11 protein-coding genes are annotated in these 13,060 nt (G+C 73.2%); 5 read left to right on the top strand and 6 right to left on the bottom strand.

All coding sequences use genetic code 11. The features are described 5' to 3' along the window. The first annotated feature begins 36 nt into the window (after window positions 1–36). Together H5965_RS37600 and H5965_RS37595 are read left to right on the top strand one after the other, a co-directional pair. Window positions 37–1,455, top strand: coding sequence for a nitrilase-related carbon-nitrogen hydrolase (locus H5965_RS37600; RefSeq protein ID WP_310975806.1), 1,419 nt, complete (start codon window positions 37–39; stop codon window positions 1,453–1,455). Between the two features lie 81 nt (window positions 1,456–1,536). Continuing rightward, complete coding sequence (locus tag H5965_RS37595) at window positions 1,537–2,403, top strand: lipase (protein ID WP_310975805.1); 867 nt, start codon at window positions 1,537–1,539, stop codon at window positions 2,401–2,403. On the opposite strand, the gene hutI is transcribed toward H5965_RS37595, so the two are convergent. The 5 genes from hutI to hutH form a co-directional block, all read right to left on the bottom strand. Continuing rightward, entirely contained in the window at window positions 2,387–3,535 is a 1,149-nt protein-coding gene (gene hutI, locus H5965_RS37590) for an imidazolonepropionase (RefSeq protein WP_310975804.1), read from the bottom strand. The two genes, H5965_RS37595 and hutI, sit on opposite strands and share 17 nt — an antisense overlap. Then, window positions 3,523–4,755: a formimidoylglutamate deiminase gene (locus H5965_RS37585; protein WP_310975803.1), complete on the bottom strand. Its 1,233-nt coding sequence runs from the start codon at window positions 4,753–4,755 to the stop codon at window positions 3,523–3,525. Before H5965_RS37585 ends, hutI begins: the two co-directional genes overlap by 13 nt. A gap of 113 nt (window positions 4,756–4,868) precedes the next feature. Next, on the bottom strand, window positions 4,869–6,065 hold the full coding sequence (locus H5965_RS37580; RefSeq protein ID WP_310975802.1) for an allantoate amidohydrolase: 1,197 nt from the start codon (window positions 6,063–6,065) through the stop codon (window positions 4,869–4,871). Then, window positions 6,062–7,714, bottom strand: a complete 1,653-nt coding sequence (gene hutU, locus H5965_RS37575; RefSeq protein WP_310975801.1) for a urocanate hydratase — start codon at window positions 7,712–7,714, stop codon at window positions 6,062–6,064. The genes H5965_RS37580 and hutU overlap by 4 nt, the downstream gene beginning before the upstream one ends. Then, window positions 7,714–9,240 (bottom strand): histidine ammonia-lyase, encoded by a 1,527-nt coding sequence (gene hutH / locus H5965_RS37570; protein WP_310975800.1) that lies wholly within the window; start codon window positions 9,238–9,240, stop codon window positions 7,714–7,716. The genes hutU and hutH overlap by 1 nt, the downstream gene beginning before the upstream one ends. Before the next feature lie 83 nt (window positions 9,241–9,323). Between hutH and H5965_RS37565 the strand changes: the two genes are divergently transcribed. The 3 genes from H5965_RS37565 (at window position 9,324) to H5965_RS37555 (ending at window position 12,822) form a co-directional block, all read left to right on the top strand. Then, complete coding sequence (locus H5965_RS37565) at window positions 9,324–10,106, top strand: IclR family transcriptional regulator (protein WP_310975799.1); 783 nt, start codon at window positions 9,324–9,326, stop codon at window positions 10,104–10,106. Window positions 10,107–10,226: 120 nt separating this feature from the next. Continuing rightward, window positions 10,227–11,444 carry an MFS transporter gene (locus H5965_RS37560; protein WP_310975798.1) on the top strand — a complete coding sequence of 406 codons (1,218 nt, stop codon included), beginning with the start codon at window positions 10,227–10,229 and terminating at the stop codon, window positions 11,442–11,444. Between the two features lie 139 nt (window positions 11,445–11,583). After that, window positions 11,584–12,822, top strand: a complete 1,239-nt coding sequence (locus tag H5965_RS37555) for a GGDEF domain-containing protein (RefSeq protein ID WP_310975797.1) — start codon at window positions 11,584–11,586, stop codon at window positions 12,820–12,822. On the opposite strand, the gene H5965_RS37550 is transcribed toward H5965_RS37555, so the two are convergent. Then, window positions 12,823–13,035, bottom strand: coding sequence for a hypothetical protein (locus H5965_RS37550; RefSeq protein ID WP_310975796.1), 213 nt, complete (start codon window positions 13,033–13,035; stop codon window positions 12,823–12,825). Between the last annotated feature and the right edge of the window lie 25 nt (window positions 13,036–13,060).

Raw genomic sequence — 13,060 nt, 5'->3', positions numbered from 1 at the left:
ACCTGAAATCCTCGAAACCGGGCGAAAGGGGCCACGATGAACAAGCTGGGGTGGGCGGTCGTCGCGACCGTCGGGTCGGCAGTGCTGTTCTTCTTCGGCACCGGCTTGGATCCGGTGCCCGAACTCGCTTGGGCGGCACCCCTGCCGATCCTGCTGCTCGCACCCCGCGTGCCCGGCGCGGCGGCGATGGCGTGCGCGTTCGCCGCCTACCTCGCGGGCAGCGCCGGCAGCTGGAGCTACTTCTGGCACTCGCTGTCGGTCCCGCGTCCCGCCGCGATCGCGATCCTCGGCGGCAGCGCGCTGCTGTTCGCCCTGGCCACGGGCCTGTTCCGGTTGCTGGTCCGCCGGGGCCACGGCTTGCTCGCGGCGATCGCCGCACCGGCGTTGTGGACAGTCGTGCTCTACGTCGTTTCGCTGCTCAACCCGACCGGCGTGATGGACACCCTGATGACGACCCAGGCCGACCGGCCGGCCGTGCTGCGGCTCGCCACGGTGACCGGCGGCTGGGGGGTCGAATTCCTAGTGCTGTTCGTCCCCGCTGCCGTCGCCGCCGCGCTCGCCCCACGGGTCCGCGGCCTCGCACGAGTGGCCGGGCTGGTCGTGACCGCCGCGGTGCTGGCCGGTCTCGTCGTCTGGACCACACCACCCCTGGCCGGGCCGTCGACGCGGGTCGCCCTGATCGCCATGGACAAGGGTCCCTGGGCGGCCGACGTCGGCACGTTCGAGGGCCGGACCACCGTGCAGGCCTATGTGAACGAAATCGAACGGGTGCCGGACGGCGTCCAAGCCGTCGTGCTCCCGGAAGCCGCTTTCGCGGTGGACCAGACCAGCCGGCCGCGGCTCGTCGACGCCTTCACCGAAGTCGCCCGCAGCCGGAACCTCGACGTCGTCACCGGCGTCATCGACACGACCCCGGACGGGCGGTTCAACGCCGCGCTGGCGATCCCGCCGTCGGGCCCGCCGGTCGAATACCGCAAGTGGCACAACGGGGATTCGCCGAACCTCGGCTCCGGCACCCAGCTCGCGAACCTCGCCGGAGTCGGGCTGATGGTGTGCATGGACGTCAACTTCGCCGACCCCAGCCGCGACTACGGCGAGGCCGGCACCGGCCTGGTGCTCATCCCGGCGTCCGACGAGGACGTCGACGGCTGGGCGCACAGCCGCACGGCGCTGATCCGCGGCGTCGAGAACGGCTTCTCGGTGGCGTGGAGCGCGGCCCGCGGGACACCGATGCTCTCGGACGCCCAGGGCCGCGTCCTGGCCGACGCCCACACCGGCGGACGCCCGTTCACCGTCGTCGTTGCCGACCTCCCGATCGGGCCGGGCAAGACGCCGTACGCCCGCTTCGGCGACTGGTTCGCGTGGCTCTGCGGGCTGATCGCGGTGGCCGGGATCGCGGTAATTGCGCGCCGACCGTCGTTGTCACCCGTCACAACGAACGCCGGGCAACTCTGAGCGTTTTCCCAGGTCGTCTCCAGCGGAATGTGACCGATCATGATCTGCGTCACGTACTGACGGGTAACTGGAGGCAACGGAATGCGGGTCACCAACGGCGGTGTCAAGCGAACCCTGGCCGTGCTCGCCGCGGCGCTCACCTTCGGCGCGGTCGCGCCGTCGATCGCCGAAGCGGCTCCGAGCAGCGGCTGGAACGACTGGGGTTGCCGTCCGTCGGCCGCGCACCCGGAGCCCGTCGTGCTGGTGCACGGCCTCGGCGCGAACGACACCGTCAATTGGTTCTTCCACGCGCCGAAGATCGCCGCCCAGGGCTACTGCGTCTTCTCGCTGACGTACGGCACCGGCGTCCTCGGCCCGGGTGTCGGCGGGCTCGCGTCCATGCGGGACAGCGCGGCGCAGCTCGGCCGGTTCGTCGACCGCGTCCGCTCCACGACCGGAGCGGCGAAAGTCGACATCGTCGGCCACTCCGAAGGCAGCACGATGCCGGCGTACTACCTGAAGTTCGGCGGTGGCGCCGCCAAGGTCGCCCACTTCGTCGGCTTCGGCGCCAACTACCGCGGGACGACGCTCGGCGGCCTCGACGCGCTGGCCAAGGCCCTGCTCACGTCCGTGCCCGGCCTCGCCGCGGTCCTGCGCACGGCGTGCGGCGCGTGCTCGGAGTACCTGGCCCCCTCGGCGTTCCTGGACGACCTCGCCCGCGGCGGCGTCCACGTCGCCGGCCCGGCGTACACGAGCATCGTGAGCAAGTACGACGAGGTCGTGACGCCGTACACGAGCGGCATCCTCGGCGAGCCGGGCACGACGGACGTCGTGCTGCAGGACTTCTGCCCGTCCGATCTGTCGGGCCACCTCGGCCAGGCGATCGACCCGAACGTCACCGGGCTGATCCTCCACGCCCTCGACGACAGCTACGCGCCGACGTGCACGCCGTTCACCCTGCCACTTTAACCCCGGCCCGCCACACCGCGCGGGTCAGCGGCACGCCCGGCCGGTAAGCCAGGTGCGTCACCGAAGGCGCGTCGAGCACGTGGACGTCCGCCCGCGCGCCGGGCCGCAACACGCCCAAGTCGTCACGGCGCAGCGCCTTCGCCCCGCCCGCCGTCGCGGCCCAGACCGCCTCCTCGATCGTCATGCGCATCTGGAGCACCGCCGTCGCGACGCAGAACGCCATCGACGTCGTGTACGAGCTGCCCGGGTTGGCGTTGCTGGCCAGCGCGACCGTCGCGCCCGCGTCGAGCAGCCGCCGCGCCGGCGCCAGGGGCTGCCGGGTCGACAAATCGCAGGCGGGCAGCAACGTCGCCACCGTCTCGGACGCGGCCAGCGCTTCGACGTCGGTGTCCGAAAGGTACGTGCAGTGGTCGACGCTCGCCGCGCCGAGTTCCACCGCCAGCCGGACGCCGGGCCCCTCGCCGAGCTGGTTGCCGTGCACCCGCAGGCCGAGCCCGCGCTCGGCGGCGGCCTTCAGCACCCGCGCCGACTGGGCCTCGTCGAAGGCACCGGTCTCGCAGAAGACGTCCGCCCAGCGCACGCTTTCCGCCACCGCGTCGAGCATTTCGCCGCAGACTAGGTCCACATAGGACTCGGCGTCGGCGCCGGGCGGGACCAGGTGCGCGCCGAGGAAGGTGACCTCGTCGGCCACCTCGCCGGCGATCCGGGCGCTGCGGGCTTCGTCCGCGACGGTCAGCCCGTAGCCCGTCTTCGTCTCCAGGCAGGTCGTCCCCTGCCGGGCCGCCTCGTCGACGTGGTGCCGCAGGTTCGCCGCCAGCTGCTCGTCGGACGCCTCCCGCGTCGCGCCGACCGTGATCGCGATTCCCCCGGCGGTGTAGGGCTTTCCGGCCATCCGCGCCTCGAACTCGGCGGTGCGGTCACCGGCGAAGACGAGGTGCGTGTGGCTGTCGACCCAGCCGGGCAGCACCGCGCGGCCGCCGACGTCGACGCGTTCGTCGGCCGCCGGTGCGCTCGCCGCCGGACCCGCCCAGGCGACGCGCGGGCCGTCCAGCACCAGGGCCGCGTCGGAAAGCCGGCCCAGCGCCGGGTCGTTGGTGGTGAGTTCGCCGATCCCCGTGATCAGGACTGCCACAGTGCCTCGATCTCCTTCGCCAGAACGGTTTCCGGTCGGTCGACGAGCAGGTGCGCACCGTCCCGGACGACCTCGCGGCCGGCGACGACGACGTGCCGGACGTCCGAGCCGGAAGCCGCGTACACGACCCCCGACGGCTCGATCCCGGCCGTCCGCACCGAATCCAGGGCGACGGTGACGAAGTCCGCGCCCGCCCCCTCGGCGAGCGCGCCGACCTCGGCCCAGCCGATCGCGGCGTGGTCCGTGCCCGCTTCGAGGAGCTCCTCGGCGCTGAACCGGCCGCGTTCTTCGCTGGCCAGCCGGTCGTCCAGCTCCAGCGCGCGGGTCTCCTCGAAGGCGTCGACGACGGCGTTGCTGTCACTGCCGATGCTGAGCCGCACCCCGGCGTCCCGCAGTGCGCGGGCCGGGCCGATGCCGTCGCCGAGGTCGCGTTCGGTGGTCGGGCAGAAGCACGCGCGCGCTCCGCTCAGCCGGTCGATGTCCGACGTCGTCAGGTGTGTGGCGTGCACGGCGACCAGGCGTTCGGTCAGCACCCCGCGGTCGTCCAGGAGCTCGGCGGGCGTGCGGCCGTAGGCGGCCTGGCACTGCTCGTTCTCGGCCCGCTGCTCCGACAGGTGGACGTGCACGACCCGCGCGCTGTCCACAAGCGACAGTTGATCGGCCGGCACCGCGCGCACCGAATGGATCGCCGCACCCACCCGGAACAGCTCGTCTTCCTTGAGCGCGGCCACCCGCGAAGCCCACGCCGACGCCGAGCCGTCGGAGAAGCGCCGCTGCACCTCGTCCGGTTCGACGCCGATGCCGCCGGCCAGGTAGCACGTGTCCAGGAGCGTCAGCCGGATCCCGGCGTCGGCCGCGGCCTGCCGCAGCGCCTCCCCCATCGCGTTCGGGTCGGCGTACGGCTTCCCGCCGGGCGCGTGGTGCAGGTAGTGGAACTCGCCGACGCTCGTGTACCCGCCGAGCACCATCTCCGCGTAGACGCCGCGGGCCAGCCGGTAGTACGTGTCGGGGTCGAGCCGCGCGGCCAGGGCGTACATCCGCTCGCGCCACGTCCAGAACGTGCCGCGCTCGTGGTGCGTCCGGCCCCGCAGCGCGCGGTGGAAGGCGTGCGAGTGGCCGTTCGCGAAGCCCGGCAGCGTCAGCCCGCCGAGCACCGTCCCGGACCGCGGCGACCCGGGTGCCACGCCGGTGATCCGGCCGCCGGCGACGTCGATGCGCACCGAGGACGCGATCCCGCCGGGCAGCCAGGCTTGCTCGCACCAGAAAACTGTCGGTGCCGCGCGATAGGCTGGAACCGGGGGGCGCCCCCGCGGGTCGGAGGTCGGGTTGAGGGTCACTGCGCGAGCCGTTCCAGGGCCGTGGCCAGCGCCGCCGCGCCGGCTTCGACGTCGTCGGCCTCGGCGAACTCCTCCGGCGAGTGGCTGATGCCGGTCGGGTTGCGCACGTAGAGCATCCCGGCCGGGACGAACCCGGCGAGGATGGCCGCGTCGTGGCCGGCGCCGGTCGGCAGCTCCGGCGGAACGCCGAGCCACGCGCCGAGGTCGCGCCGGAGGCCGTCGTCGAACACGACGTCGTCCGAATAGGACTCGCGCGTCACCGCGACCCGGCAGCCCTCCGCCGCGGCCGCCTCCGCAGCCGCACGGCTGATCTCGGCGACCAGCCCCGGCGTGCCCTCGCCGGGCACCCGCGCGTCCAACCATAGGTCCACTGTGGACGCGATGACGTTGGTCCCGCCGGGGGTCGGCACGAGCCGGCCGACGGTCGCCCGCGCGTCCGGCACCTTCGCGGCCAGCCGCCGGACGGCCGTCACCGTCGCGGCGGCGGGCAGCATCGGGTCGGCGCGGTCGGCGAGCAGCGTCGCCCCGGCGTGGTTCCCCTGCCCCGCGAAGGAAAACCGCCACCGCCCGTGCGCGATCACCGTGCTGCCGACGGCCACCGGCGCGCCGAGGTCGATCAGCCCGCGGCCCTGCTCGACGTGCAGTTCGAGGAAGTGCCCGATCCGGTCGAGCCGCTCGGCGTCCGGGCCCATCCGAGCCGGGTCGACACCCGCCTTCGCGGCCGCCTCGGCGAACGTCACGCCGTCGGCGTCCCGCAGGCCGCGCGCCTTGTCGGCGTCGATCGTGCCGGTGAGCAGCCGCGACCCCAGGCACGGCACGCCGAAGCGGCCACCTTCTTCCTCGGCGAACACCACGACGGCGAGCGGCCGGCGCGGCCGGAAGCCCTTGGCCTGCAAGTCCGAGACGGCGGTCAGCGCGCTCACCACGCCGAGCGGGCCGTCGAACGCGCCGCCGCCCGGCACCGAGTCGAGGTGGCTGCCGGTGACCACGGCGTTGCGCCCCGGCGGCCCCCACCACGCCCAGATGTTGCCGTTGCGGTCGGTCTCGACGTCCAGCCCGAGCCCCAGCGCGCGCTCGACGAACCACTCACGCAGGTCGTGCTCGGGCGCGTCGAAGGCGTGCCGCGAGTAGCCGCCGCGCTTGGGGTCGCGCCCGACGTCGCCGATCTCGGCCAGCAGGCCCGAAGCCGTCACGCCTGCTCCCGCATCGGGACGCGCACACCCCGCTCGTCGGCGACGTCGGCCGCGCGGTCGTACCCGGCGTCGACGTGCCGGATGACGCCCATGCCGGGGTCGTTGGTGAGCACGCGCTCCAGCTTCTGCGCGGCCAACGGCGTCCCGTCGGCGACGCTGACCTGCCCGGCGTGGATGGACCGGCCCATGCCGACGCCACCGCCGTGGTGGATCGACACCCAGCTCGCCCCGGAGGACGTGTTGACCAGGGCGTTGAGCAGCGGCCAGTCCGCGATCGCGTCGGAACCGTCGGCCATGCCCTCGGTCTCGCGGTACGGCGATGCGACGCTGCCGGAGTCGAGGTGGTCGCGGCCGATGACGACCGGCGCCTTCAGCTCGCCGCCGGCCACCATCTCGTTGAACCGCAGGCCGGCCAGGTGGCGTTCGCCGTAGCCGAGCCAGCAGATCCGGGCGGGCAGCCCCTGGAACGCCACGCGTTCGCCGGCGAGGCGGATCCAGCGGGCGAGGGATTCGTTCTCCGGGAACAGTTCCAGCATCGCGCGGTCGGTCGCGGCGATGTCCTCGGGGTCGCCGGACAGCGCGGCCCAGCGGAACGGGCCGTTGCCCTCGCAGAACAGCGGGCGGATGTAGGCGGGCACGAAACCGGGGAAGTCGAACGCGCGCTCGCAGCCGCCGAGCTTGGCCTCGCCGCGCAGGGAGTTGCCGTAGTCGAACACTTCCGCGCCGCGGTCGAGGAAGCCGAGCATGGCCTCGACGTGGTCGGCCATCGACTCGCGCGAGCGGTCGGTGAACTCGTCGGGCTTCTTGGCCGCGTAGTCGTGCCAGTCGTCGACGCCGACGCCCTTGGGCAGGTAGGACAGCGGGTCGTGCGCGGACGTCTGGTCGGTGACGATGTCGACCTCGACGTTCCGGCGCAGGAGCTCCGGCAGCACCTCGGCCGCGTTGCCGACGACACCGACGGACAACGCGCGCTTTTCCTGCTTGGCCTTGGTGACGCGGGCGATGGCGTCGTCGAGGTCGTCGGCGACCTCGTCGAGGTAGCGCGTCTCGACACGGCGGTGCGCACGCTGCGGGTCGCACTCGATGACCAGCGCAACACCGTCGTTCATGGTGACGGCGAGGGGCTGCGCGCCACCCATGCCGCCGAGCCCCGCGGTGACGGTCAAGGTTCCACGAAGCGACCCGCCGAACTTCTTCTTCGCGACGGCGGCGAACGTCTCGTACGTGCCCTGGAGGATGCCCTGGGTGCCGATGTAGATCCACGAGCCCGCGGTCATCTGCCCGTACATCGTCAGGCCCTGCTGCTCGAGGCGGCGGAACTCCGGCCAGGTCGCCCAGTCGCCGACCAGGTTCGAGTTCGCGATGAGCACCCGCGGCGCCCACTCGTGCGTGCGGAACACGCCGACCGGCTTGCCCGACTGCACCAGCAGCGTCTCGTCGACGTCCAAAGTGGTCAGTTCGCGGGTGATCGCGTCGAAGCTGGCCCAGTTGCGGGCGGCCTTGCCGGTGCCGCCGTAGACGACCAGGTCCTCGGGGCGCTCGGCGACGTCGGGGTCGAGGTTGTTGTGGAACATCCGCAGCGCGGCTTCGGTCTGCCACGACTTGGCGGTGAGCTGGGTGCCGCGGGCGGCACGGACGACGCGGGACATCAGACCTCCAGACGGGCGGCGTCGAGGACGGCGCCGGAGCGGACGAGTTCTTCGGCGGCCGCGATTTCCGGCGCCAGGTGCCGGTCGGGGCCGGGGCCCGCGACCTTCGTGCGGAGCAGGTCGCGCACCGCGCCGGTGACCGGCGACGGCTCCAGCGGCGCGCGGAAGTCCAGCGCCCGGGCCGCCGTGAGCAGCTCGATGGCGAGGACGGTGGTCAGGCCGTCGACGGCCTTGCGCAGCTTCCGCGCGGCCGACCAGCCCATGGAGACGTGGTCCTCCTGCATGGCGCTGCTCGGGATGGAGTCGACCGACGCCGGGACGGCGAGCCGCTTGAGCTCGCTGACCACGGCGGCCTGGGTGTACTGGGCGATCATGTGGCCGGAGTCGACGCCGGGGTCGTCGGCCAGGAACGGCGGCAGGCCGTGCGAGCGCGCCTTGTCGAGCATCCGGTCGGTGCGGCGCTCGGCGATGCTGGCGACGTCGGCGATCGGGATGGCCAGGAAGTCGAGCACGTAGGCGACGGGCGCGCCGTGGAAGTTGCCGTTGGACTCGACGCGGCCGTCGGCGAGGACGACCGGATTGTCCACAGCGGACATCAGCTCGCGCTCGCCGACGAGCTCGGCGTGGGTCAGGCTGTCGCGCGCGGCGCCGTGGACCTGCGGGGCGCAGCGCAGCGAGTAGGCGTCCTGGACGCGGTTGCAGTCCGGGCCGCGGTGGCTTTCGACGATCTTCGAGCCCTGCAGCGCCTGCCACATCCGGGCGGCGGACTTGGCCTGCCCGGGGTGCGGGCGCAGGACCTGGAGGTCGGCGGCGAACGGGCGGTCGGTGCCGAGCAGGGCCTCGACGCTCATCGCGGCGGTGAGGTCGGCGATGTCGAAGAGCTTGTGCAGGTCGGCGGCGGCGAGCAGGAGCATGCCGAGCATGCCGTCGGTGCCGTTGGTGAGCGCCAAGCCCTCTTTCTCGGCGAGGACGACCGGCTCGATCCCGGCGTGCTTCAGCGCTTCTTCCGCCTTCATCACTTCGCCGCGGTACGTCACTTCGCCCTCGCCCATGAGCGCGAGCGCGACGGCGGCCAGCGGCGCGAGGTCGCCGGAGCAGCCGAGCGAGCCGTATTCGTGGACGATCGGCGTGATGTCGGCGTTGAGCAGGGCCGCAAGCGTTTGCGCGGTGCCCGGCCGAACGCCGGTGTAGCCGCTGGCGAGGGTGCGCAGCCGCAGCAGCATCAGCGCGCGGACGACCTCGGGCTCGACGGCGGGCCCGGCGCCGGCGGCGTGCGAGCGGATCAGGCTGCGCTGCAGTGCGGTCCGGCTCTCGACGGGGATGTGGCGGGTGGCGAGCGCCCCGAAGCCGGTCGAGACGCCGTAGGTGGGCGTGACGGCGTGGGCGAGGTTCTCGATGTGCTGGCGCGTCGCGGCGAGGTTCTTCTCGGCGGCGTCCGTGAGCCCGACGGGCGCGTGGCCCCGGACGACGTCGACGACCTGGGCGGCGGTCAGGGGCTCTGGGCCCAGGAGCACTTTTTCCGGCATGGCCTCATTGGACCTCGTCCTTCCCGCTGGTGGGATGCCTCAACGGATGGTTCTGTCTGGTATCCCAGACGTAAGCTCGGCGCATGGGCGAGAGCAGTGAGGTCCCGGCGCTGCGCCGCGGGCTGGCGGTGCTGCGCCTGCTGGCGACCCGCCCGGGCCCGGTCACAGCGGCGGCCATCGCCCGGGAGGCGGGACTCCCCCGCTCGACGACGTACCACCTGCTCAACGAGCTCGAAGCGGCCGGTTTCGTCGTGCACCTGCCCGCGGAACGCCGGTACGGCCTGGGCATCGCCGCCTTCGAGCTGGGGTCGGCCTACCTGCGCCACGACCCCTTGGAGCGCCTGGCCGGGCCGTTGCTGCGCAAGCTCGTCGACCGCGTCGGCCACACCGCCCACCTGGGCGTCCTGCACGGCAACGAGTCGCTGTACCTGATCAAGGAACGCCCGGCCCGGCCGGAGACGCTGGTGACCGAGGTCGGCGTCCGGCTGCCGGCCCAGCTGACCGCGTCCGGCCGGGCGATCCTGCGGCACCTGCCGGCCCCGCACGTCCGCGCGCTGTTCCCCGCGGCCTCGGCGTTCGTCCTCCGCACCGGCCGCGGCCCGCGCACGCTGGCCGAACTGCGCCGCACGCTCACCGCGGAACGCCGCCTCGGCTGGTCGGTCGAGGACGGCCACGTCACCGACGGCTTCGCCTCGGTCGCCTGCCCGGTGTTCGACCACGGCGCCCGCCCGCTGGCCGCGATCAGCGTCACCTTGCGCCACCACTGCGCGGCGGAGCCGTGCCCGGAGACGTGGCCGGACCTCGCCGCCGAAGTCGCGACGACGGCAGCCGAGCTGACCACCCGGATCGGCGGCCACCCGGCCTGACCGCCGTCGCGGGCCGTCCGGGCGCCGGGGCTGGTGCGAACGGGGCAACTGTCACCGAACGGCTCGATTCCACTCCGGTGGGTGATTACCTTGACTGAACAGCGGGTTCGAGGGGCACCGATGGATGACGCACGCGTGAAGAAGGTCGGTTTCGGTGCGGTACTCGCCGTCGCCGAATTCCGGGCGATGTGGACCGCCGAGCTGCTGTCGATCTGCGGCGACCAGCTTGCCCGCGTCGCGCTCGCGGTGCTCGTCTACCAGCGCACGTCCTCGGCCGCGCTGACCGGCCTCACCTACGCGCTGACGTACGTGCCGTCCCTGCTCGGCGGCATCCTGCTGGCCGGCGCGGGCGACCGGTGGCCGCGCCGCGACGTGATGGTCGCGACCGATCTGGCGCGGGCCGCGCTGGTCGCGGTGATCGCGATCCCCGGCGTCCCGCTGTGGGTGCTGTGCGTCTTGGTCGCGGTGATGACGGCGCTCGGCGGGCCGTTCAAGGCGGCCCAGCAGGCGCTGCTGCCGTCGGTCCTCGTCGGCGAGCGGTACCTCGTCGGGATGGCCCTGCGGAACGTGACGATGCAGGCCGCTCAGCTGGCCGGGTTCGCCGGCGGCGGCGTGCTGATCACCGCGCTCACCCCGTCCGCCGCACTGGGCCTGGACGCGGCGACCTTCCTGCTTTCGGCCTTGTTCCTGGTCACCGGCGTCCGGCGGCGGGCGGCGATCGCGCAGGCGGTCCGGCCCGCCTGGCTGGCCACGACCGGCGCGGGCATCCGGCTGATCTGGCGCGACCCGGCGCTGCGCACGCTGGTGGCGCTCAACTGGCTGGCCGGGTTCTACGTCGTGCCGGAGGCGCTGGCCGCGCCGTACGCGGCGGGCATCGGCGCGGGCGCGACGCTGGTGGGGCTGCTCATGGCGGCGGACCCGGCGGGCAGTGTGCTCGGCGGCGTCGTGTTCGGCAAGTGGATCCCGGAGCGCGTGCAGCTGCGCGTCCTGGCCTGGCTCGGGATCGCGGCGGGCCTGCCGCTGGTGGTGTTCGTCTGCCGTCCGGGCCTGGTGCCGTCGGTGGTGCTGCTGGCGGCGTCCGGCCTGCTGGCGACGGGCTACAACATCACCGGCACGGTGTCGTTCATGCGGCGGGTGCCGGACGAGCACCGCGCGCAGTGCGCCGGCGTGAACTCGGCCGGCCTGATCACGGTGCAGGGCGTCGGCGCGGCCGCGGCGGGCGCGCTGGCCGACGTGCTGGGCCCGGCGCACACCATCGCCGCGGCTGGAGCGGCGGGTGCCGCGGTGGCCGTGCCGATCGCGAGGGCGTGGCGCCGGGTCGGGCTGGAGGAGCGATGACCTCAGTTGTCGCGACCGCACATGGTGCGCCTCCCTTCACGACCCCGGGCCGGACCGGCTCCGTCACCGGCCGGACACCATGAGTATGCGGACCGGGGGCGGGATTCCGCGCACTGGGCCGCGGATTCGTGACGTCCTCGTGGCACCACGCCACTGGGCGCTGTGGCGCCAGGGCCCGCGCGTGGTCGGCTACTGCCTGGTGAGCGAGGCGGCGGCGGTGGTGCTGACGCTGCGCCCGTCGCCGGTCGCGGTGGACCGCCGGACGCTGTCGATCCTGCTGGTGCTGCTGGTCCTCGGGGTGGTGCAGTCGGAGACGGGCCGCCGCGTGGAGCGCATCCGCCGTCGCGTGTCGGGCACCCCGCACATCAACATGACGTCGGTCTGGACGTTCGCCGGCGTGCTCCTGCTGCCCCCGCTCCTGCTGGCGGTCCTGGTCGGCGGCCTGTACACGCACCTGGCGATCCGCAGCTGGTACCGCCTGCAGCGGGTCCCGGCGTCCCGCACGGTCAGCAACGCGGCGATCATCGTGCTGTCGTGTTACGCGGCCCAGTCGGTCCTGCGCGCTTCGGGCTTCGCCGACGTCCGCGCGGCGATGACCCACGGCTGGGCGGGAACGTTCGCGATCACGGCGGCGGGAGTGACGTTCTTCGCGGTGAACGCCCTCCTGGTCCTCCCGGCCCGCCGCGAAGTCGGCCGGACGCCGGAGGCGCTGTTCGGGACGTGGGCGGACAACGGCCTCGAGGTGGCGACGCTCTGCCTGGGTGCGCTGAACGCGGTGGCCCTGGCGACGTTGCCGGGCCTGGTGGTGCTGGTGTTCCCGCCGTTGCTGCTGTTGCACCGGACGGTGCTGGTGAAGCAGCTGGAGGTGGCCGCCCACCGCGACGAGAAGACGGGTCTGTACAACACGAGCGGCTGGCACGCGCTGGCCGAGCGAACCTTGGCGGCAGCAGCCCGCCAGCACACGACGTTCGGGTTGCTGATGCTGGACTTGGACCACTTCAAGCAGGTGAACGACACGTACGGCCACCTGGCGGGCGACGCGGTGCTGAAGGCGGTGGCCCAGTCGATCATCTCGGCGGTCCGCGGCCGGGGTGACGCGGTGGGCCGGTTCGGTGGCGAGGAGTTCGTGGTGCTGCTGCCGGGGATCACCCGGCCGGACGTCGGCCCGGTGGCGGAGCGGATCCGCCGGGCGATCAGCGCGCTGGCGGTCCCGGCGGGTCAGCTGTCGATCACGGGTTTGACGGTCTCGATCGGCATCGCGGTGTACCCGGAGGCGGGGACGTCATTGCAGCGCCTGCTGGACGCGGCGGACACCGCGCTGTACCACGCGAAGGCGACGGGCCGGAACAAGGTGGTCCACGTGGCGGACCTGGTGTGATCAGGCGGTCTTGTGCCGCAGCCGCCCGGCGTCGAGCCCGAGCATGGCGAGCAGTTCGGCACATTCCCGCGAGTCGGAGGAGTGCCCGGCCACCGTCAGGACGGCTCGATCGTTCTGTTCACCGAGCCGGACGGCCTCTTCAGCCCGGATCACACCCATCCGGCTGTCTTCGTCGTTGGCAAGGGAGCTGCCGCTGCGTCGGGCCCAGGTCATCTGGCCACCTGCTTCCGGCTCCACG

Origin of the sequence: Amycolatopsis sp. 505 (assembly GCF_031625235.1) — a bacterium.
Classification (GTDB): Bacteria; Actinomycetota; Actinomycetes; order Mycobacteriales; family Pseudonocardiaceae; genus Amycolatopsis.
The sequence above is the reverse complement of the archived record's forward strand: the minus strand, read 5'-3'. Positions and strand labels throughout refer to the sequence as shown.